This is a genomic window from Streptomyces zagrosensis (genome assembly GCF_014203645.1).
In the GTDB taxonomy this organism is placed as follows: domain Bacteria; phylum Actinomycetota; class Actinomycetes; order Streptomycetales; family Streptomycetaceae; genus Streptomyces; species Streptomyces zagrosensis.
Genome location: NZ_JACHJL010000007.1, coordinates 235,793 through 258,201, shown reverse-complemented (window position 1 = coordinate 258,201; position 22,409 = coordinate 235,793). Strand labels below are relative to the sequence as shown.

The 22,409-nt window shown below is 72.7% G+C and carries 12 protein-coding genes; 3 read left to right on the top strand and 9 right to left on the bottom strand.

Annotated elements, in window-relative coordinates:
• Positions 1-96: 96 nt before the first annotated feature.
• Positions 97-1,569: a DNA-3-methyladenine glycosylase 2 family protein gene (locus tag FHS42_RS15910; protein ID WP_184572868.1), complete on the bottom strand. Its 1,473-nt coding sequence runs from the start codon at positions 1,567-1,569 to the stop codon at positions 97-99.
• Positions 1,570-1,984: 415 nt separating this feature from the next.
• Here FHS42_RS15910 and FHS42_RS15905 point away from each other — a divergent pair, with 415 nt between their 5' ends.
• The 3 genes from FHS42_RS15905 to FHS42_RS15895 all read left to right on the top strand — a co-directional run bounded on the left by FHS42_RS15905 (position 1,985) and on the right by FHS42_RS15895 (position 10,251).
• Positions 1,985-4,633 carry a VMAP-C domain-containing protein gene (locus FHS42_RS15905; RefSeq protein WP_184572867.1) on the top strand — a complete coding sequence of 883 codons (2,649 nt, stop codon included), beginning with the start codon at positions 1,985-1,987 and terminating at the stop codon, positions 4,631-4,633.
• A 141-nt stretch (positions 4,634-4,774) separates the two neighbouring features.
• The gene (locus tag FHS42_RS15900; protein ID WP_184572866.1) at positions 4,775-5,758 is read left to right on the top strand and encodes an AAA family ATPase; all 984 of its coding nucleotides are present in this window, start codon (positions 4,775-4,777) and stop codon (positions 5,756-5,758) included.
• Positions 5,759-5,760: 2 nt separating this feature from the next.
• A complete protein-coding gene (locus FHS42_RS15895; RefSeq protein WP_184572865.1) occupies positions 5,761-10,251 on the top strand; it encodes an SAV_2336 N-terminal domain-related protein in 4,491 nt (1,496 codons plus the stop codon).
• Positions 10,252-10,345: 94 nt separating this feature from the next.
• On the opposite strand, the gene FHS42_RS15890 is transcribed toward FHS42_RS15895, so the two are convergent.
• The 8 genes from FHS42_RS15890 to FHS42_RS15855 form a co-directional block, all read right to left on the bottom strand.
• Positions 10,346-11,749, bottom strand: a complete 1,404-nt coding sequence (locus FHS42_RS15890) for a phytoene desaturase family protein (protein WP_184572970.1) — start codon at positions 11,747-11,749, stop codon at positions 10,346-10,348.
• A 76-nt stretch (positions 11,750-11,825) separates the two neighbouring features.
• The gene (locus tag FHS42_RS15885; protein ID WP_184572864.1) at positions 11,826-12,665 is read right to left on the bottom strand and encodes an inositol monophosphatase family protein; all 840 of its coding nucleotides are present in this window, start codon (positions 12,663-12,665) and stop codon (positions 11,826-11,828) included.
• Positions 12,666-12,793: 128 nt separating this feature from the next.
• Positions 12,794-14,623 carry a gamma-glutamyltransferase family protein gene (locus tag FHS42_RS15880; protein WP_184572863.1) on the bottom strand — a complete coding sequence of 610 codons (1,830 nt, stop codon included), beginning with the start codon at positions 14,621-14,623 and terminating at the stop codon, positions 12,794-12,796.
• Positions 14,624-14,807: 184 nt separating this feature from the next.
• Entirely contained in the window at positions 14,808-15,983 is a 1,176-nt protein-coding gene (locus FHS42_RS15875; RefSeq protein WP_184572862.1) for a sulfite oxidase, read from the bottom strand.
• A 557-nt stretch (positions 15,984-16,540) separates the two neighbouring features.
• Positions 16,541-17,557 (bottom strand): TIGR03842 family LLM class F420-dependent oxidoreductase, encoded by a 1,017-nt coding sequence (locus FHS42_RS15870; RefSeq protein WP_184572969.1) that lies wholly within the window; start codon positions 17,555-17,557, stop codon positions 16,541-16,543.
• A 52-nt stretch (positions 17,558-17,609) separates the two neighbouring features.
• Complete coding sequence (gene hydA / locus FHS42_RS15865; RefSeq protein WP_184572861.1) at positions 17,610-19,019, bottom strand: dihydropyrimidinase; 1,410 nt, start codon at positions 19,017-19,019, stop codon at positions 17,610-17,612.
• Between the two features lie 82 nt (positions 19,020-19,101).
• Positions 19,102-19,944, bottom strand: coding sequence for a nitrilase-related carbon-nitrogen hydrolase (locus tag FHS42_RS15860; protein ID WP_184572860.1), 843 nt, complete (start codon positions 19,942-19,944; stop codon positions 19,102-19,104).
• Between the two features lie 190 nt (positions 19,945-20,134).
• Positions 20,135-22,177 (bottom strand): gamma-glutamyltransferase family protein, encoded by a 2,043-nt coding sequence (locus FHS42_RS15855; protein WP_184572859.1) that lies wholly within the window; start codon positions 22,175-22,177, stop codon positions 20,135-20,137.
• Positions 22,178-22,409 lie beyond the last annotated feature (232 nt).

The window sequence follows — 22,409 nt, the reverse complement described above, 5'->3', positions numbered from 1 at the left end:
GGGTATCCGGTGCGGCGGCGCGGGGCGCGCCACCGCATGGGCGGCGCCGGGGCGGCCGTGGCGGGCCGTCGCGGCATGGGGTGTGCCGCCCCATCATCAGCCTTCGGGCAGCAGGTTGATCGGGTGGTCGTCGGTGGCCCACAGGTACTGCACGGCGTACGCGCGCCAGGGCCGCCATCGGGCGCTGTGCCTAACGAGCGCGCCGGGCGTCGCCGGCAGCCCAAGGCCCGCGGCGGCGCGGCGCACGCCGAGGTCGGTGGGGAGGAAGGCGTCCGGGTCACCCAGCGCGCGCATGGCGATGACCTCCACGGTCCATGGCCCGATCCCGGGCAGCGCCGTCAACTGGGCGCGGGCCCGATCCCAGTCGCTGCCGACGCCGAGGGCGATGTCGCCGGCCGCCAGCGCGTCAATCAGGCCGCCGATGGTGGCCCGCCGGGTGCGGGGCATGGCGAGCGCTTCGGGGTCGTGATCGGCGAGTGCCGCCGTGCTGGGGAAGAGGTGGGTGAGGCCGCCCGCGGGGTCATCGACCGGTTCACCGTGGGCGGTGACGAGCCGCCCGGCATGCGTGCGGGCGGCGGCCGTGGATACCTGTTGGCCGATGACGGCTCGTACGGCGAACTCGTCGGCGTCCACCGTACGCGGCACCCTGCGTCCTGGCACCTTGTCCACCAGCGGCGCCAACTCCAGGTCGGTGCGCAGCAGTTCGTCGATGGCGACCGGATCGGCGTCCAGGTCAAGGAGTCGGCGGCAGCGGCTGATCGCGCCTGCCAGGTCGCGCAGGTCGGTCAGCGAGAGGTGACAGCCGATGTGGTCGGGGGTCGGGCGGAGGCTGACGATGCCGTGCCCGTACGGCAGGCGCAGGGTGCGCCGGTACGCGCCGTCGCGCCACTCCTCCACGCCGGGTACGGCGGTCGCCGCGAGGTGCCCGAACAGGTTGTCGGGGCACAGCGGGGCGCGGAAGGGCAGTCGGAGGCTGAGCGCGCCGGGGGCGGCGGGTCGCGCGCCGCCGCGGGTGCGACCGCGCAGCTCGGTCGGGGAGAGCGCGAAGACCTCCCGCACGGTGTCGTTGAAGGTCCTGATGCTGGCGAACCCCGCGGCGAACGCCACCTCGGCCATGGGCAGGTCGCTGGTCTCGATCAGCAGCCGGGCGGTCTGCGCGCGCTGGGCGCGGGCGAGTGCGAGGGGGCCCGCGCCCAGCTCGGCCAGGAGTTGGCGCTCGATTTGTCGGGTGCTGTAGCCGAGCCGGGCGGCGAGTCCGGGGACGCCGTCGCGGTCCACCACACCGTCCGCGATCAACCGCATGGCGCGGGCGACGAGGTCGGCTCGCTCGTTCCACTGGGGCGAGCCGGGGCTGGCGTCCGGGCGGCAGCGCTTGCAGGCCCGGAAGCCGGCCTGCTGGGCGGCGGCTGCGCTCGGGTAGAACGACATGTTCTCGACCTTGGGCGGCACCACCGGGCAGCTCGGGCGGCAGTAGATGCGGGTGGTCAAAACGGCGGTGAAGAACCAGCCGTCGAAGCGGGCGTCCTTGGATTGGACGGCTCTCACGCACCGGTCGAAGTCAGTGTGCATGCGTTGAGCATCCCCGGTGCGGACGACCATGGCTCGCGGAAATCCGACATGGCCCTTAGCGTCCGCTGATCACCTCCCCGCACCCCGGGGGGTGCGGGGGCCCCGGAGGGTCGGCGGGATGCGCTGGGTGACCGTCACCGTGCGTCCGGGGCCCCGCGGGCTCGTCGCGCCGCCGGGGCCGACCGCACCGATGTGCCCTGGTTGTTACGGCATAGCAGGAGACCGGTGGGGCGGCGGTCTGCATCATGGTGAGGGTGAACCGCCGAGCCGTGTTTCCCGCCAGACCCCGCCGCCCCGCGCCACGCTGGGGCGCACGCTTCGCCGCGTACGAAGCCGCGTACGGAGCCGCGTACGAAGGGGGCCGAAGCCCTCGCCTCGAACCCGGCACGTGCGCGGGGTGAGCGTGGAGTGGCCGTTGCCCGCGAAGGGTGCGGGGCGTCCGGTGCTGGTGTCGGTGCTGACGTTGGCGGAGCAGCGTTCCGTTGGTTCGGGTGTGCTGCTGCCCGGGCAGCGGTTTGTGACCTGTGCGCATGTCATCAACAGTGCCCGCGCCCAGCGCAAGGAGGCCACCGGCCATCCGGAGCCCACCGACTTTCCGGTCCGTGTGCACGGGCCGGGCGGCCCGCACGAGCGACTGGCCCGACTGCTGGTGTGGGTGCCGCCAGGGCCGGGTTGTGAGACTGGTGCGCTGGAGTGGGACGGGGATCTGGCCGTACTGGAACTGACCGAAGAGTTGCCGGGGCAGGTGCGTCCGCCGCGGTGGGCCGCGATGGCCGAGGGCCAGGCCGTGCACGCCTGGCACTGCGCGGGGCACGAGGCGACGCGGGCGCGGGCGCGCGTGTGGTCGTGTGATGGCCGGATCGGTTACGTGGACGGCGAGTCGCTTGCCGGCGCCGACATCGACGAGGGTTATAGCGGGGGCCCGCTGTGGTCCGGTTCCGATGGCGCGGTGGTCGGCCTGGTGGCGGGGGCGCTGTCGGCACCGGTCGAGCCGTCCGGCAGGTCCCTGCCGTACTCCCCGCGGCACGTCGCCCGCCGCGGCTGGGGTATTCCTTGGCAGCGGGTGCGGGCCGAACTGGCGGCCGTGCAAGCTGAATGGCTGCTGAGCGGGGCGGAGCAGGTGGGCGGGGCGAACGGTGCGCGGACCGGACGGCCGGAGCCGCACGATCCGATCCGGCGCGACCTGGCCGGTGCCATCGCCCGCGCGCTACCGGACCCGCAGTGGCGCACCGAGTGCGCTCGTCTCGTCGTCGATGAATGCGCGCGGCCGGCGCCCGACCGCGACGACGGCACCTACCAGGCGGGACCTGGTGTGGGCCTTGGGGGCGGTGCCGCCAAGGCGGCCGGCAGTAGCACGGTCCGTACGGCGGCCGACGAGCGCGGCGGCAACCACAGCAACCACAACCGCCGCAGCGGCCACGACAGGCATGACGGGTATGACGGGTATGACAGGTGTGCCAACTACGGTGACCACAAGGGGAGTTGGGTTCCCGCGTCGGAGCGCGTGCAGGTCGCGGAACGGGTGGAGGTCGGGTACGCGCACGGCCCGCAGGACGATGACTGGTGCGGCGTCGGAGCGTCGCCCATTTCGGCCCATGTGTTCGCGGGTCTCCTGCTCGCGCAGGAGCGGGCACTCGCCGCGCTGACCGAGCTGCTGCACCCGGCGGCGCCCGGCGCGACTGCCGAACTGCTGGCCTTGGGGCGGGTGTCGAAGGTGCCGCGGCTGTTGTCGCCCGGCGAGTTGGACAGCCTGTGCCGGGTGCTGTCGCGCCTGCCCGCCAACACTCTCGACTGGCTGCCGTCCGCCACTCGGGCCGCGCTGTCGGTGGCCGGGGTGTCGTTGGCGCCCGAGGGGGAAACCGCGTGGGGCGATCGCGCCGCGCCGGCCGACGTCGCCGGGATCGCGGCCCTGGTCCGGCATCTGGAGACGCTGCCGGGCGATAGCCACCCGGTGCCTGACGGCACATCGGCCGTGCCGGGGCTGCTGCGGATGGTGGAGTACCTGGCCGCCGTCTGCCCCGTACCGGCGCGGGCCGAGTTGCGCGGTTGGTGTGCGGGGGTCGCGTCCAGGATCGGCATCCACGCGTCGGCGCTCAAGGAGCGCCGTGCCGACGCCCACCAGTGGGCCGAGGCGCAGCTCGCTCCGTCCCCGCCACCCCGGGTGCTCGTACGGTTGACTCGGTATCGCGATGAGAACAGTGCACCCGCTGTGAACACAGTGCATGCTGCGAACACCGTGCTGAACACTGCGACCACTGTGCATGCTGCGAACACTGCGCAGGGTGCGCACAGCGGGGGCGGCGCTGCCAACGGGGAGGTTGGCAGCGGGCAAGCCAGCGGTGAGCGCTACCAGTTGCGGATGTGGTGTGACGAGGGCGAAGGGCCGCGCCAGGTCGGCGAGGACAGCGAGCGCCCGCGCGGCGCGGTGGAGGCCGCCCAGGAGATCCTGGCCGTGCTCGGCCCGCTGCATCGGCTGCGTACCGAGGGGTCCCGGCCGGTCATCGAGATCCTCGTGGACCGCGACGCGTTGGACCTTCCGGTGGACGAATGGCAGGTGCCGGGCCCCGGCGGGCTGCTCGTGGGCGTGCTGGGCGCCGAATATCCGCTCGTCGTCAACTGCCCCGAACTGGTGCGGCGCGGGGATGAGCGGTACGCGGCCGACTGGCGGCACCGGTGGCAGCAACTCGACCAGGCGGAGACGGTGCGGCTAGGCCCTGCCACCGGCGGCACCAATGAGGTGTACGGGCTGCTCCTCGCGCGTCCGGACGCGGCCAGGGTGGCCGTGGGCGACGTACCGCCGGCGCTGCGTACCACGATTGTGCAGGTGTGCCTGGCGATGGGCGTGCCGGTGGTGTTGTGGTACCGCGATCAGCCGCCTGCCTCAGCCGCGGCCCAACGGGAGTTGGAGGCGCCGGTACGGCACCTTCCGGAGCGGGTACGCGCCTACCGGGCGTCCACACTGGCCCAGCCTGACGCCTATGTGGGGCGTCCGGCGCTGGCGTGGGCGGACGCCGATCGCCCGCCACCGCGCCTGGAACTAGCCGATCCCACCAGGCCGGTGTGACGGCCGTGGTTACGGTAGGGGGCTTTGGGACACGATGCAGCCGATGATCCCGTCAAGGCCAGCAGGGACAAGGGCCCGACGAAATGAGCAAGCCGGGCAGAGCGGGCAGCACCGAGCTATGGCGCCGATCGGACAGAGTCGATGAGCGGGGAAGGCCAGAGTATGGACGGGAGTTGGCGACTGTTTCGCGGCGACGGTGAGCGGCGTGGGCTGCCGTTGCCACCACCGCCGCCCTGGCGCCGGTTCGGTGGCACCGGCCAGTCCGGCGGCGATGGCCGCTCCGGCGCCGCGGAGCGCTCGCCGTATCTGATCGAGCGCAGACACGCGGACATCGTGAACGCCGCGCTTCATCTACGCCGTCCGCTCCTGGTCACCGGCCATCCGGGCACCGGCAAGTCGTCGCTGGCGCGGGCGGTCGCCTACGAGCTCGACCTCGGGGATGTGCTGCGCTGGCCGGTCAACAGCCGCTCCACCGTGCAGGACGCCCTCTACCGGTACGACGCTATCGGCAGGCTGCGCGAGGCGACGCTGAGTCGGGACCGCAACGTTCCTGAGCCGCCCATCGGCGACTTCGTACGACTTGGCCCACTGGGCACCGCGCTGACCGCACCGGGCCGACCGCGGGTGCTGCTCGTCGATGAGTTGGACAAGGGCGATGTGGACCTGCCCAACGATTTGCTGACGGTCTTCGAGGAGGGCGAGTTCGAGGTCCCGGAGTTGGCGCGGCTGCCCGAGGACCAGCATGCGGTGGAGGTGCTGACGGCTCGGGCGGATGAGCGCACCACGGTGTTGCGGGGCCAGGTGCGGTGCCGGGAGTTTCCCATCGTGGTCATCACAAGCAACGGTGAGCGCGACTTCCCGCCCGCTTTTCTACGCCGCTGCGTACGTCTTGAACTGCCGGACCCTGACGAGGAGCGGCTGCGCGCGATCGTCAGCGCGCACCTGGGCGCGGGTTCGCTGCTCGCGGTGGACGATCTGCTTCAGGCGTTCCTGCACCGCCGGGCGCCCGGGGAGCTGGCCACCGACCAGTTGCTCAACGCGGTGTTCTTGCGCGCTGGCGGCGTTGACCTGGACGCGGAGGGGCTACTCGACGCCGTGCTGCACCGGCTGGGCGGGGCGATCTAGGGATGGCGAACGGCGGTGAGCCGCGGGAGCCGGGCGCGGGCGATGGACCGGCGCGCCTCGGGCGCTGGGAAGCGCGCGGGAGCCGGCGGGACGCGTGCGGGAGCCGTCGGGACGTCCACTACTCCGCGCCTGACTTCAGCGATCCCGACTTCCCCGCCCTCACCCCTGACGAGATCGGGCCCGCCCCTGACGACGCGCTGGCCGCCTCCAACGAGCGCGGCGGCGACACCCGGGCGCCGTGGGTGGCCGGCGGCGCGAGCGAGGCCCGCGCCGCGGAGCGCGTCGGTGAGCACGTGACCGCGTTTCTCGGGGTGCTCGCCGACTGCGGGGTGGAACTCTCGCACCCCGAACTGCTCGATGCGTTATGGCTGGCCCGTCGCATGCCCACCGACGCCACCGCCCCGGTGCTCCAGGCGCTGGCCGATGCGTTCGCGAGTGGCGGGAGCACCTCGGGCACCCAGCAGCCCGGGACCACCGAGCCGAGCGCGTCAGAGGTGGACGGACCGGGCGAACCAGAGGAGATCGAAGCTGCCGAACTGCTGGGGCCCATCGCCTCGCCGCCGCCCCGGGTGCGCGAGGCGCCACCGAGCGCGGCGGCCCGGCTGTACGCGGCGCCCGAGCCCGCGCGGGCCACGCCGACCAACCCGCCGGTGCCAGCCGTGCAGCCGCTGCGGGTGCCGGAGAGGAAGGCGCTGCGCGATGAGTTGCGGATCAGCCGGGCGATGCGCCCGCTGAAACAGCACCGACTGTCCAGCACCCGCGGGGAGTTCGACGCCGACGCGACGGTCACAGCCCTCGCCGAGACCGGGTTGCCCGACGTGGCACTGCGCCCGGCCAGGGAGCGCTGGCTGGACCTCGCCCTCGTCATCGACGACGGCATGTCCATGCTGCTGTGGCAGCGGCTCGCGACAGAGCTGCGGGCCCTGGTGCAGCGCGTGGGCGCGTTCCGCGTGGTGCGTACGTACGGGCTGCACACTGACGGGCCCTCGGGGGTGCCGGGGCTGCGCGGGCGGCCGTTCGACGCGACCGCACCCACCGCGCCGACCGGCTCGCTCACCGATCTGTCCGGACAGACCCTGGTGCTCGTACTCAGCGACGGGATGGGGCCCAGTTGGCGGGACGGCCGCAAGCACGCCGCCGTGCTGCGCTGGGCCCGGCACGGCCCCACCGCCATCGTGCACGCGCTGCCGCCCCGGCTGTGGGACGGCTCCGGTATCCGCGCCGATCGTTGGCGGGTCACCACGCAACAGCGCGGTGCGGCCAACGCGGACTGGACGGTGGCCGACCCGGTGCTGCCCCCGTCGCTCGCCTCGTTCGACGGGGTGCCGGTGCCGGTGCTCGAACCGGCCGCGGCGCCGGTCTCCGACTGGGCCCGACTGGTGGCATCGCCCGGTGGCAGCACGCTGCTGCCGCTGCTGCGCCCGGCGGCGCCTGCCGTGCTGGTCGCGCCTGCGCCGGCCCCCACCCCGCGGCCCAGGGAGCCGGGCCCCGAGTCCACCGCCGATGGCATCCGGCGGGTACAGCGGTTCAAGGACGCGGCCTCCCCCGAGGCGTATCGGCTGGCCGCCCATCTGGCCGCCATCGCCCCCGTGTCCGTACCGGTGATGCGGCTGGTGCAGGCGGCGGTGCCGTGGCGGGCGGACACCGCGCAGCTCGCGGAGGTGTTCCTCGGCGGGCTGCTGCGCCCGGCCGACGCGCCGTACGGCAGCCACGGCGGCGGCTGCGGGGCCAGCGGATTGCCCCCGCAGCATCGGGTCTTCGACTTCACGCGGGCCACCGTGGACGTGCTACTCGATGCCGTACCAGCGGCCGAACTCCTGGACACGGGGCGCCATATCGGCCAGTTGCTTGGCGAACTCGCGGGCCGCTCCCCCGACTTCCCCGCCTGGCTCGCGCATCCGCGCGGCGTGGACACCGCCCCTGCGGGCGCCCGCGCCTTCGCCGAGGTCGGCCCGCGCCTGGCAGCCCGCTTCGGCGCCCCGGCGCTGCCCGTGACCGATGCCCCGGCGCCGCCTACGCCCGATGCGCCACCGCCCTCCGGGCCTGCGGAGACGGAACAGGAGCCGGACCAGGGCAGCCAAGGCATCCAGGACAGCCGGGACAGCCAGGACAGCCAGGGTCCAGAGCAGCAGCCCGGGCCGGATGCGGCGCGAGCGAGCACGCCGTCCCCGCTGCGGGCCACCGCCGAGACGGGTACGGAACCACCCGCCGTGCCGTCCCAGCCGGTTGACGAGCAATGGCCCATCAAGGCCGGTGCGTACTGCCCACAGTGCGGCAGCTACACACGCCATGCCGACTTCTCCTGCGACCACTGCGGACACAATCTGTACGACCCGGACTACAACGGGGCGGACGCGGTGCTGCGCTGCGCTTACTGCTCAGCGCTGTCGCTTTCCGACGCACGGTTTTGCATCGATTGCGGCCTGCTGCTCCCCGGGTCTGCCCATGGTCAGGACCCGCGGGAAGGGCCACGAGACGCGGGGGGATCGAGCCAGCCGCCGAGCCACTGGCCGCAGTTGGCTCCAGCCGGTGGCACCCTGCTCAACACGTTCCCACCACCGGGCGCCGCCGCCCCGAACACCGCCGATAGACCACTGCCCGGCAACCCGTTCAACTGGCCTCCGCTGCGGCCGTACGATCCGACCCAGCTCGGGCCGTACACCTTGGTCGGGCGCATCAGCGCCAGCCTCGACCGCGTGCTCTACCTGGGCAGGCATCAACAGACTGGTACCTACGCCTGCCTGCGCACCACGTCCGGCGCCATCCGGGGCACGGAGCCCGAACAGCGCACCGCCCCGAAGGTGCTCCGCGCACAGGCGCAGCGGCTGCGCATGGAAGCGAACACCTTGCACACGGAGGCGGACGCGCTGCGCCGCATGGCTGGCCGATACGCGCCACAGCTGCTCGATACGGAACTTGGCGGCGCTCAGCCGTGGTTGGCCTGCGAGTTGCTACGTGGCCCGAATGGCGGCCTCGCCCGCTCGCTGGCCTCGCTGCTCGCCGACGGGACCGACTTGGCCTGGGATGCGCTCACCGCAGCATCCGTCGCCTGTCAGGTCGCTGACGCGGTCGCGCTGTGCGGCGCGCAGGGCGTCGAGCACCCCACCCTGTCCACAGACACGGTGCTGCTGGCCGGGGACGCGGTGAAGTTGGCGGGTTGGCCCTCCGTCTCGCTGCACGACATGCATATGCGGGGCTCCCTTCCCGGCGGCGTCGCCGAAGACAGCGTGTACACGCTGGGCACGATCTTGTTGGCGCTCGGCGGCGGCGAACGGACCCTGGCCCTGGAGGCGACCCGCGACGGCAGCCAGGAGCGGTGGGTGGGCTCGCGGTGGTGGCAAGGCCCGTACTGGGAGCCGGTGCGCAACCTCGTCATGCAGTGCCTGTCCCCCGATCCCGGCAGCAGGCCAACGGCCCGCTACGTCGCCGAGTTCATCGGCCGATACGTCTCCCCCGCCCCGAACCCGGCGCGCACCGCCGGCGACGACGCGCCCACCGCCGCGCCCCCCGCGCCGGCCCCGACGGCACCTCCGCCGCCGTACGAGGCTCCCCCCACAGCCACGACACAGTCCGCCGCGGCCTGGGCGGCCCCCCATGCGCACGACCTCGATCCGCTGCTGAGGCGGCGCGGGCTGCGCACCATGCTGCCAGGCGGCAAGGCCGCGGCGGCCCAGCGGGAGACCTGGCTGAGCCGCATCCGCACACCGCTGCCGAAGTGCCACCGCATCGCGGTGCTTGGCGCCGAGTTCGGCGCCGGCACCGCTACGACCGTGCTCGCCCTCGGTGGGGTCTTCGCGGCTGCCAGGACGGACCAGATCATCGCCGTCGATGCCGGCCCAGGCGGCTCCCACGTCACCGGCCGCCTGCGCTGGGCCAATCCGCGGGGCATCTCCGAAGTGTTGGGCGTCGAGCCGGGCGCCCGCATGGCCGCGGAGATCGCCTCGTGTCTGTCGCCCGGCCCCTCCGGGCTCAAGGTGCTGACCCAGGGCGCCGAGCCGGCAGCATCCGTTCTCGGCGACTTCCCCGCCGCCTACTCCGCGCTCATCCAGCGGCTGACCCCGCACTACGCGCTGACCCTCACCAACGCAGGGCAGCACCGCCCCGACGCACTCCACGAACTGGGGCTGCGGACCTCGGTGGATCAGCTCATCGTCGTCAGCACGACCACGGGGGTGGGCTGTGCGCAGACGGCCGACCTCTACGCGGCGCTCCGCGACGAGGGCTTCGCCAGCCTCGCCCAGAACAGCATCACCGTGCTGTGGGACAACCTGCGGGTGCCCCGGCGGCAGCGGCTGCCCATCGTCCAGGCGAAGGCACAGTTGGAGGGGCCGTGCCGGGCCGTGCTGACGGTCCCGCACGATGCGCATCTGGCCGCGCGCGGTGAGATGCGACTGTCGCTACTCGATACGAAGACCCTTGACGCGTATCTGCGACTGGCGGCCACGGTCGCCGAAGGGTTTCCGGCCGGGCCAGCGCAGGGCCAGGCGCCGTAGCGGGTCGCGGTGGGGCAGTCGCGCCCGCGCCGCAGCCCGCCCAGCCCGCCGCAGCGCGCTCCGAGGCGCCAACTCCGGTGGCGTACAACGGGTTTCAGCTACGCAGCCGCCGCCATACCGCCCGCGCCGCGTGGTGCCCTGACATGCCATGCACGCCGGGCCCTGGCGGGGTCGCCGATGAGCACAGGAAGATCGCGGGGTGGGCGGTGGCGTAGGGGACGCGGGCCAGCTTGGGGCGCAGCACCGTCTGGAGCCCGGCGAACGCGCCACAGGCGATGTCGCCCCCGACGTAGTTGGCGTTGCGGGCGGCCAGTTCGGGCGGGCCCGCGATCGCGCGGGCGAGCACCAGGTCTCGAAAGCCCGGGGCGAAGCGCTCCAGTTGGCGTTCGATGACCTCCGTGGCATCGCCTCGCCAGCCGCTGGGGACATGCCCGTACGCCCACAGGGTGTGCTTGCCCGCGGGTGCCCTAGTGTCGTCGATCAGGCTGGGCTGGGTGGTGATGAGGAAGGGAACGCTGGGGTCACGGCCATCGACGGCGGCGTGCAGGGCGCCGTTGATCTCGCCGAGCGTGGGGCCGAGGTGGACGGTTCCGGCGCGGCGCGCCTCGGTGGCCGTCCACGGCACGGGTCCATCAAGGGCGTAATCGATCTTGAAGACGCCGGGGCCGTAGCGAAAGCCGCGGTAGGTGTCGCCGAGCCCGGCGATGCGGGCGAGCGCGGTGGGTGAGGTGTCGAAGACGTACGCGCGGGCGGGCGGCAGGTCATCCAGGCGCTTGACCTCGTAGTGGGTGTGCACCTGGCCGCCGAGTGCGCGTAGATACGACACGAGGGCGTCCGCGATGGACTGCGAGCCGCCCCTGGCCACCGGCCAGCCGACCGCGTGCGCGGCGATGGCGAACATCAGGGCCAGGCCGCCAGTGCCCACGCCGCTGACGGGTGCGACGGCGTGCGCGGCGAGACCCGCGAGCAGCCCGCGCGCCTTTTCGTCGTGGAAGCGGCGGGCGATCAGCGAGGCCGGCTGGAGGGCGAGTGCGCCGAACCGGGCCCAGCCCGCCGGGTCTCGCGGCAGCCCTAGCCACGGGGTGCGCAGAAAGTCAGCTGCGAGCGTGTCGAAGCGCGGCGCGTAGGGCGCCACCAGGCGGCGATAGGTGCCCGCGTCCCGGGCGCCGAGCGACATCGCCGTCTCCCCGATGGAGCGGGCGAGCACCGCCGCCGTGCCGTCCGGGAAGGGGTGGGCCATGGGGAGCGGGTGATGCAGCCAGGTCAGGCCGTGCCGCTCCAGGGGCATGGCGTTGAATGCGGGCGAGCCCGCGCCCAGCGGGTGCGCCGCCGAGCACGGATCGTGCCGAAAGCCCGGCAGGGTCAGTTCTTCGGTGCGGGCGCCGCCGCCTGGCGACTCGCGCGCCTCGAAGACCTCCACCGTGTGGCCACGGCGGGCCAGCTCAACGGCGGCGGTCAGGCCGTTGGGACCGGCCCCCACCACCACCGCGTCGAGCATGGACGGCACATCGGCCTCCTCGCCTGTGAGGTCGCCTCCGGGTTACGGCTACGGCGTGCGCGGAACGTGTGCTGACTCAGCCAACGACGGTCAGCAGGCTCAGGATATGCCGTACGGTCGCCTCGTCCCGCGCCGCGGTGAACGGCAGCGCGTTGCCGCCGGCGATCCGGAACGGCTCGCCGGCGATGGTGGCCGACGCGCCACCCGCCTCGGCGACGAGCAGCAGTCCGGCGGCGTGGTCCCAGGCGTTTTCCCAGGAGAAGGCGACGGCGTCCAGCAGACCGCGGGCCACATTGAGGTATTCGAGCCCCGCGGACCCGCAGGGCCTGGGCGCCACCCCGGCGGTGCGCAGCCCGGACAGCGCCTGCTTCTCCGCGTCGGTGGTGAAGTCGTAGTGCGAGATGGCGACGTTGATGTCCTGGCCAGGCACGGGCGGGCCGCAGCGCAACACCTGGCCGTCCAGCGTCGCGCCGCCGCCTTGGCGGGCCACGGCCATCAGGTCGAGGGCAGGCGCGTACGTCCAGGAGGCGAGCAGTTCGCCCCGGTGCGCCAGGGTGACCAAGGTGGCGAATGCCGGGTCGCCGTGGACGAACTGGCGGGTGCCGTCCACCGGGTCCACGATCCACACCGGCGCGTCGCCGCCCAGCGCGGCCAAGATACCGACGTCGGCGTGCACAGCTTCCTCGCCGACCACGACGGAGCCAGGCAGCACCGCCGTCAGGGCGGCGGTCAGTTGCTCCTCGGCTAGCCGGTCGGCGACGGTGACGAGGTCGTGCGGGCCGTTCTTCTGCACGATCTCGTGCTGCGCCAGTTGCCGGAACCGCGGCATGATCTCCGTGGCAGCCGCCTTGCGGACCGCCTCATCCACCGCGGCTTCGAGCCGCGCCCATTCCCCCGGGTCCTTTGCTTCGATCATGTGTCTATCGAACCACGCCGGACCGACACGGTCCGCATCGCGCAGCTGGCCGCAGCGTGAACGTGGAGCAAACCAGTCTCGGGCGCGGCGAGCAGCGTGCGGCGGCCGGCAGCACTCAGCGGGGGCCGTCAGCGTCCGACCGCGTAACCCTGGGCCCCGCGGGGATTCGCCGCCGCCGAGAGCAGGCCCGTCTGTGGGTCGCGGGCCACGGCGCTCAGCCGCCCCTCCGACCAGGGGCCACCGACCGTCACGACATGGCCTCTACGGCGCAGGTCCGCGATCAGTTCCGGCGCGAACCGCGACTCGACGGTGACCGCGCCGGGCCGCATGCCGCGCGGATAGAACGATCCGGGGAAGCTTTCCTGGTGCCAGTTCGGGGCGTCGATGGCGCCCTGGAGGTCAAGCCCGCCGCGTACTGGCGCGCGCAGCGCCACCGCGAGGAAGAAGTGCAGTTGCCACTGGTCTTGCTGGTCCCCGCCCGGCGTGCCGAAGGCCAGGACGGGCTCGCCGTCGCGCAGTGCGAGGGAGGGCGTGAGGGTGGTGCGGGGCCGGCGCCCGGGGGTGAGGGTGTTGGGCAGGTCGGGGTCGAGCCAGGTCATCTGGAGCCTGGTGCCGAGCGGGAAGCCCAGTTCGGGGATGACGGGGCTGGACTGGAGCCAGCCGCCGCTGGGCGTCGCGGAGATCATGTTGCCCCACCGGTCCACGATGTCGAGGTGGCAGGTGTCTCCGCGGGTGCCACCGTCCGCGGAGACGCCCGTCACCGTCGGCTCGCCGACGCCGGCCGCCGCGCTGGTCAGCGGCCCCGTCGCGGCCCGCTCGCCGTGTGCGACGGCGAGGGCGTGCGCGGCGAGCCGGGGGGCGCGCCCTGCGGGATGGCCTGGGCGCAGTGCGTGCGAGGCTGCGGCGCCGATCAGCTGTCGGCGGGCCTTGTTGTAGTCGGCGTCGAGCAGGCCGGCCAGCGGGACGGTGCTTGGGCCGTACGCGTCTCCGTACCACGCCTCCCGGTCGGCGAAGGCGAGCTTGCTGCCCTCGATGAGGGTGTGGACGTAGTCCGCAGTGCCGTAGGCGAGGGCGCCGGGCTCCGGTGGGAGCAGCGCGAGTTGCTGGAGGAGGACCGGGCCTTGCGACCAGCCGCCAGGCTTGCAGACGGTCCAGCCGTTCCAGTCGTAGCGCGCGGGGGCCTCGTACGACGCCTCGTATCCGGCCAGGTCATCGCCGCTCAGCGGGCCTGCGTGGCGCTCGCCGGAGGTGTCGAGTGCGGGCCGCGCTGCGGCGGCGACCAGCGCTTCGGCGATGAAGCCCGACCGCCATACGCGGCGGGCTGCGTCGATCCGCGCCTCGCGGTCGCCGCCCGCCGCGTTGGCCTCGGCGAGCAGCCGTCGCCAGGTGTCGGCGAGTGCCTGGTTGGTGAACAGCGTGCCGGGGGCCGGGGCACGGCCGCCGGGCAGGTATAGCTCGGCCGACGTGGTCCACTCGCTCTCGAACAGGGCCCGTACCTTCTCGACCGTCTCGCCGAGGTGCTCCACGGGCGGATGGCCGTGTTCCGCATAGCCGATGGCGTACGCCAGGACGGTGTCAAGCGGCTTGGTGCCGTGGTCACGCAGAAGCAGCAACCAGGCGTCGAACGCGCCGGGGACGGCGGCGGCGAGCGGTCCGGTGCCGGGAACGAGGTCGAGCCCAAGATCCCGATAGGCGGCGGCGCTGGCACCGGCCGGCGCTGGGCCCTGGCCGCACAGCACCTGCACCTCACCGCCGGCCGGGGCGATGATCAGGGGCGCCTCGCCCGCCGGGCCGTTGAGGTGCGGCTCCACCACATGCAGCACGAAGGCGGCGGCGACGGCCGCGTCGTAGGCGTTCCCCCCGTCCTCAAGGACCGCCATCGCCGACTGTGAGGCGAGCCAGTGCGTCGATGAGGCCATGCCGAAGGTGCCTTGCAGGGTGGGCCGGGTGGTGAACACAGGTGCAAACTCCTTGGCCGGGGGCTGAGGTGCTCCCGAGAGCGTACGCAGGGCGCGCTCGGCCCGGCAGTGGTGCGCGGTCTCGCCCGGGCTGCGCCCGGACAGCACAGGCCCGCGCACGGACGACGGCGCACAGCGCGCAGGAGGGCTGCGCGGCTCGGGCGGGTGGGCGCTGTTCGCGGGGTCAGCCGACCGTGACCGGGACCCTGACCACCGCGTCGAACAGGAATCCCTGCGTATTGGGCACCGTGCGATCCGGCTGGGTGTTCCCCGCCGCGTCCGTGGCCCGTGCGAGCAGCTCAGCAGGCCCGGTCGTACGCGGTCGCCAGGGGAAGGACCAGCGGACCCAGCCGTTGCGGCGCGGGAGGTCCTCAAGTCTGGCCTGGTGCCAGTGCGTACCGCCATCGGTGCTGACGTCCACGCGGGTCACCGGCGCAAGACCGGACCAGGAGCGGCCGGTGAGGTGGTGGATGCGGTGCGCGGCGAAGACGGAGCCATGGTCCAACTCGAAGGCGGACCGGACGTTGCGTACGGTCAGTGGGGTGCCGCCATCGGCCGGGTATGCGGACCCGAACAGCCGGTAGAACTCGGTGTTCCAAGGCGAGTACAGCGGCTCGGCGCTGACCTCGATGTCGCCGAGCCACTTGATGGAGGCGATGCCGACCCACGCCGGCACGACCACCCGCACCGGAAAGCCGTGGTCGTGGGGCAGCGGCGCGCCGTTCATCTCGTACGCGAGGATCACATCGTCCAGCGCCTTGGCGACCGGCAACGGGCGGCGCACCCGGCCCTTGCTCACGCCGCCGGCGACGTACTCGGCGTCGAGCCCGCGCGGCATGACGTCCACCGCGTGGCCGCCGATCCCCGCGCGGCGCAGCACCTCCGCGAGGCGCACCCCGCGCCAGCGGGCCACGCCCACAGCGCCGAGCGTCCAGGGGGTGCCGGTGACGGTGTCGTGTTGCTGGGTGGTGAAGAAGTTGCGCCCGTTGCCCGCGCATTCGAGGGCGACGTCGTGGACGACGGAGGGCAGGGCACGGAGTTCGCGGTAGCTGAACCGGCGGGGCCCGCCGCGCAGTCCGCTGCCCCAGACGGTCAGGCTCCAGGTGCGCGCGTCCAGGAGGGGCGTGGAGGTGTGGTTGCGGACGAAGAAGCGGTCAACGGGCGTGTGGTAGCCGGTGCCGCGCAAGGCCGCGAAGCGGGTCTCGGCATTGCTGCCACGAACGGTGAAGAGTTCGGGTGGCAAGGGCTTGACGATGCCGGGTGTCGGCTCGGCCGCGGCGGCGGGCGTGGCTCGGGCCACGTGAGCGGCGACGGGGGCTGTGGCAAGCAGTTTCAGCACGGTGCGGCGGGCGGAAGTCATCGCGGAACACCTCGGGAAAGGGCGCTGGCGAGCGCGGGGGCACGGGGACGCGGGCACGTGGGGGCGCAGCTACGCGGTGGCGTGGGGACGCAGTTGCGCCGGGAGGATGCGGTGAGGGGGAAGGCGCGCAGCGCGCGCGAAAGCGGCGGACGGGTGTCAGCGACAACAACAACGGCGGCGCGGCACAGAGCGCGCGGTGACAGCCATGCGGTCATCCTAGGCACACGCCCCCGCCCGGATCGGCGTTTCCCGCGCCGCCATTCGGGGGGCAAGACGCCACGAGAGGAGCGGGCAGCGCGGCGGCGCAGGGCGCGAAGGCGAGGCGCCGCGGGCTCAGGACGGCAGGGCAGCAGGGCGGGCCCCGGCTCGGCTCAACGCCGACCCGACCCAACTCAGCCCGACCCAGCCCGACCCGACCCAACTCAGCCCGACCCAGCCCGACCCGACCCAACTCAGCCCGTCCCAGCCCGACCCGACCCAACTCAGCCCCGACCCGGCGCAGCCGGCCGACACGGCCCCCCGCACCCTGGCTCCGCCCATGGCGGGGCCCGACTTCGCTACATCGCCGCGACCCCCGGGATCACGTCCGCTCCGTAGCCGTCGATCACCTGTTCCCGCGCGTCGTGCATGGCGTACAGCGCGAACTGGTCCACGCCCAGCTTGCCTAGCGCCGTCAGCTTGGCGATGTGGGCGCGGGGTGGGCCCAGGATGCAAAAGCGGTCAACGATCTCGTCGGGAACGAACTCCGCGTCGGGGTTGCCGGTCCGGCCGTGCTGGGCGTAGTCGTAGCCCTCGCGCCGCTCGATGTACGAGGTGAGTGCGTCGGGGACCACGTTCGAGTCTTCGCCGTAGCGGCTGACCAGGTCGGCCACATGGTTGCCGACCATGCCGCCGAACCAGCGGCACTGTTCCCTGGCGTGCGCCAGCGCATCGGGCGTGTCGGCGCACAGGTAGGCGGGTGCGGCGACGCAGATCGTCACGGCGGCGGGATCGCGGCCCGCATCGGCCGCCGCCGCACGGACGGACTTGATCATCCATTCGGTGAGGAACAAGTCCGCCAGTTGCACGATGAACCCGTCCGCCTTCTGCCCGACCAGGGCCAACGCCTTGGGCCCGTACGCCGCCATCCACACCGGGAGCCTGCCGTCCCGCACCCAGGACAGCCGCATCGGCGCACCGTCCACGACGGTCTCCCGGCCCTCGGCGAGGTCCCGGATCGCGTCGATGCAGGTGCCAAGTCTGGCCAGCGTGTGCGGAGTACGGCCCGCGACGCGCATCGCCGAGTCGCCCCGGCCGATGCCGCATACGGTGCGGTTGCCGTACATCTCGTTGAGCGTGGCGAAGGTGGAGGCGGTCACCTCCCAGGTGCGCGTGCCCGGGTTGGTCACCATGGGGCCGACGATGAGCCGCTCGGTGTGTTCGAGCACCCGGCTGTAGATGACGAAGGGCTCCTGCCACAGCACGGCGGAGTCGAACGTCCAGCCGTACCGAAAGCCGTTGCGCTCGGCGCGCTGCATCAGGCCAACGGTCTGCGCGGCGGGCGGATCGGGCTGCAAGACGAGGCCGAAGTCCACAAGCACCTCCAGGTGTGACACGGGCATACGGTGACGTCGGGCGCGGCCCGCGCTACTGCGCGTACTGGCAGCTGCCCCGCGGCACATACCGGCCGTGGCCGCTGCGACCGGTGAACGTCCGCTGGTCGATGACGATCTCTCCGCGGGAGAGCACGGTCTCGGCCCGTCCGGTGAGCTGCCGTCCTTCGTACGCCGAGTAGTCCACGCTCATATGGTGGGTCGTCGCGGACAGCACCTGACGGACCGCTGGGTCATAGATGACGATGTCGGCGTCGGAGCCGGGTGCGATGGTGCCCTTGCGGGGGTAGAGCCCGAACATGCGGGCCGGCGCCGCGCAGGCGATGTCGATCCATCGACGGCGCGAGATATGGCCATCGAGCACGCCTTGATGCAGCAGGTCCATCCGGTTCTCCACCCCGGGCAGCCCATTGGGGATCTTCGAGAAGTCGCCCCGGCCCAGTTCCTTTTGGCCCACGAAGCAGAACGGGCAGTGGTCGGTGGAGACCACCTGGAGGTCGTCCGTGCGCAGCCCGCGCCACAGCGCCGCCTGGTGCTCACGGGGCCGCAGCGGCGTGCTGCACACGTACTTGGCGCCCTCGAACCCGGGCTCGGCCAGGTTGTCCGTGGACAAGAACAGATACTGCGGGCAGGTCTCGCCGAACACCGGCAGCCCCTCGTCCCTGGCCCGGGTCAGCTCCGCGAGGGCCTCGGCTGCGGACACGTGCACGACGTACAGCGGGCAGCCGGCCACCCGGGAGAGCGCGATGGCCCGATGGGTGGCCTCGGCCTCCAGGAGCGTCTTGCGGACCTCGCCGTGGGAGCGCGGGTCGGTGCGGCCTGCGGCGAGTGCCTGTTCGACCAGGACGTCGATGGCGATGCCGTTCTCCGCGTGCATCATGATCAGTGCGCCGTTGCGGGCGCCGCGCTGCATGGCGCGGAGTATCTGGCCGTCGTCGCTGTAGAACACGCCGGGATAGGCCATGAAGAGCTTGAAGGAGGTGACGCCCTCGGCCACCAGGAGGTCCATCTCCTTCAGCGAGCCGTCGTTGACGTCGGCGAGGATCATATGGAAGGCGTAGTCGATGGCGCAGTTGCCCTGCGCCTTGGCGTGCCAGGCGTCCAGTCCCTCCCGTAGGGCATGGCCCTTGGTCTGCACGGCGAAGTCAACGATGGTGGTGGTGCCGCCCCAGGCTGCGGCGCTGGTCCCCGAGGCGAAGGTGTCGCTGGAAAACGTCCCGCCGAACGGGAACTCCAGATGGGTGTGGGCGTCCACGCCGCCCGGAATCACGTACTTGCCGTGCGCGTCGAGCAGCCGCTCCGCGGTCCAACTTCGCGCGTACGCCGTCCCTGGCGCGGCGATGGCGGCCACCCGGCCGTCCTCGATCAGCACATCCGCGTACGTCTCGTCGGCCGCCGTGACGAGGAGACCGCCGCGGATGACGGTGCGGCTGACACCGCTCATGACCGGCGGCCTCCTTCGCGCCCGCCCGCGCCACCTCGCGCGGCGACGCCGGCGCTGATCGGCGCCCCAGCCCCGCCGGCACTCATCGGCGCACCAGCCCCTCGTACGCGTCCGGGCGGCGGTCCCGGTAGAACGCCCACTGCTGGCGCACCTCGTCGATGAGGTCGAGATCCAGATCCCGTACGACCAGCTCCTCCACACGGTCGCTGGCGACCTCGCCGACGAACTGCCCGCGCGGGTCCACGAAGTAGGAGGTGCCGTAGAAGTCGTCGTCGCCGTACTCCTCGATGCCGACCCGGTTGATCGCGGCCACGAAGTACGCGTTGGCTACAGCGGAGGCGGGCTGCTCAAGGCGCCACAGATGGGAAGAGAGACCGCGCGAGGTGGCGGAGGGGTTGTAGACCAGCTGTGCGCCGCCAAGGCCCAGCTCCCGCCAGCCCTCGGGGAAGTGCCGGTCGTAGCAGATGTAGACACCGATCTTGCCGACCGCCGTATCGAACACGGGCCAGCCCGCGTTCCCGGGCTTGAAGTAGTACTTCTCCCAAAAGCCCGGCAGTTGCGGGATGTGGTGCTTGCGGTACTTCCCGAGGAAGGTGCCATCGGCGTCGATGACGGCGGCGGTGTTGTAGTAGAAGCCGGCCTGTTCGATCTCGAAGACGGGAGCGACGATCACCATGCCGGTCTCGCGGGCGAGTGCCTGCATGCGGGTGATGGTGGGGCCGTCCGGTACGGGCTCCGCCCAGCGGTAGTGCTCGGGCTCCTGCACCTGGCAGAAGTACGGCGCGTTGAAAACCTCTTGGAAGCCGATCACCTGGGCACCTTGCGCGGCGGCCCTGCGCGCGTGTTCCTCATGCCCCGCGATCATCGAATCGGTGTCACCGGTCCAGGACGCCTGCACCAGCGCGGCACGGACAACATTGGCCATGAGCTGCTCCTTCGTCGGGCGTCAGCCAGCCGTGAGCCAGGGCTCCACACGCGTAGATTGCGTGAGAATGCGACCGTAAGCCTCGTCACGGACGGTGGCAAGGCCATCGGCAGTGAGCGACGAAGTCGATCATGTTACGGGGCTGGTCGGGCGAGGGCGGGGGCACACCGCGCCCCCGCCCGGCCCGCCGTCATCGCCCGTTCGGCACCTCGCCGTGCGGATGGACCACCAGGGCCGAGCCGCCGCCACGCCGTACGGTCTCCGCCGCGGCCAGCCAGCGCCCGTCAGGCAGCCGCTGGACACCGGTCGCCGCGCCGATCTCCGGATTCTTGGTGAACCGATGGCCGAGCGCTTCGAGTTCGGCCCGTACCGGGCTGTTCCACAGGCCGGGTTCGAGCTCCGTGGCGGCTGCGTTGCGCTGGCTGGCGCGCGGAGCGGCAATCGCGTCAACGAGCGGCAGACCGCGGTCGAAGTGGTTCAGCAACGTTTGCAGGACCGTGGTGATGATGGTGGCACCACCGGGTGAGCCGAGGGCGACCACCGGGCGGCCGTCCTCCAGCACGATGGTGGGTGACATCGAGGACCGGGGGCGCTTGCCGGGCCCCGGCAGGTTCGGGTCGTGCACTCCGGGAGCGATGGGCGCGAAGGAGAAGTCGGTCAGTTCGTTGTTGAGCAGGAACCCGCGCCCCGGCACCGTGATGCCGCTCCCGCCGGTCTGCTCAATGGTCAGCGTGTACGCAACGACATTGCCCCACTTGTCGGCCACCGTCAGATGCGTGGTGTCCCGGCCTTCGTACGGAGTGGGGGTCGCGGCACCCGATGAGCCGCAGGGCGCGGGGTGGCGCGGGTCGCCGGGGGCGACGGGGCTGGTGAGCGCCTTGTCATCGTCGATCAGGCAGGCCCGCGCGTCGGCGAACTCCTGGCGCAGCAACTGCCGGGTCGGCACGTCCTCGAAGGCCGGGTCACCCACCCAGCGGCCCCGGTCGGCGAACGCGACCCTGCTGGCCTCGATGTAGCGGTGCAAGAACTGTCGCTCGCTCAGCCGAGCCTGCGCTCCGCTCTGCTCGCCGCCCTTACCGCCCTTACCGCCACGGTGGCTGGCGGCGGTTCGGCCGTGGCTGTCGCTCTGGTGGCCGCGATCGAGGGACGCGCTCTCCAGGATGTTCAGCGCCTCGCCGACCGTGGTGCCGCCGGAGGAGGAGGGCGCCATGCTGTAGAGGTCAAGGCCCTGATAGCTGGAGCGGCTCGGGGCCTGGCTGCGCGGGGTGTACGCGCGCAGGTCACCGGTGGTCAGGTCGCCGGGCCGCACCGTGCGCTGCGCGTTCGCCGCGACCGGCGGCTTGCGTACCGTACGGACGATGTCGCGGCCGATCTCGCCACGGTAGATGGCGGCTACGCCGTGCTTCGCAAGCAGCCTGTACGTGCGGGCGAGGTCAGGGTTGGCCAGGGTGCTGCCCACCTCGGGCAGTTTGCCGCCGGGCAAGAAGAGTTCGGCACTCGCCGGGAAGTCGGCGAATCGCTCGGCGTTGTCCGCGGTCTGCGAGCGGAACGTCTGATCGACCGTGAAGCCGTTACGGGCCAGCCGCTCGGCGGGCCGCAGCACCTGGGCAAGGGACTTGGTGCCCCACCGGTCGAGCGCGGAGTCCCAGGTGGCAGCGGTGCCGGGGGTGCCGACGCCGAGCCCGCTGGTGACCGCGTCCTTGAACGGGATCGGCTTGCCGTTCTCCAGAAACAAGTCGCTGCCGGCGCTGCGCGGTGCCGTCTCCCGGCCGTCGATGGTGGAGACCCGCTGCCGCTTGGCGTCGTAGTAGACGAAGTACCCGCCGCCACCGACACCCGCCGAATACGGCTCGGTGACGCCCAACGCCGCCGCGGTGGCCACCGCGGCGTCCACCGCGTTGCCGCCGCGCCGCAACACCTCGATCCCGGCGGCGGAGGCGTTCGGATCGACGCTGGAGACGGCACCGCCATGGCCAACGGCCACCGGCGTCTTGGCGGGCCCGCCCGGAGGCGTGTGGGCCGCACTTGCGGGCGCCGCGGCGTCCGCCGTGCGCTCCGGCGACGCCTGATCCGCGCCGGCCGGTACGGAGCCGAGCGTGGTGACCAGCGCGGCGGTCGCGGCCAGCGCGGCCCACCGCCGTGCCCGTACACCGCCCCGGGCGCGGACGGCGAGCGGCGGCGAAAGCCCGGGGGCGGTAACCGTCGAACGAAGCGACGCGACAGGGCGGAGCATCTGACCTCCAGGCAGGAAGCGGGTGGCAGGGGCCGGAGCCTACTCGCGCGCGAGGGCGCACGACAGTACGCATGAGGCACGTGTGTCCCCCGATCGCGACAGGACAGGGGCGCGAACCACGAGGCAGGGCGAGCCATGCGCGGCGCAGCGCCGTGCCGGGTCGGGACGGGACGGGACGGGTCAGGCCGTGCTGTGTCAGGCCGCGCCGCGCCGCACGCTGGGAGCCGCTTCG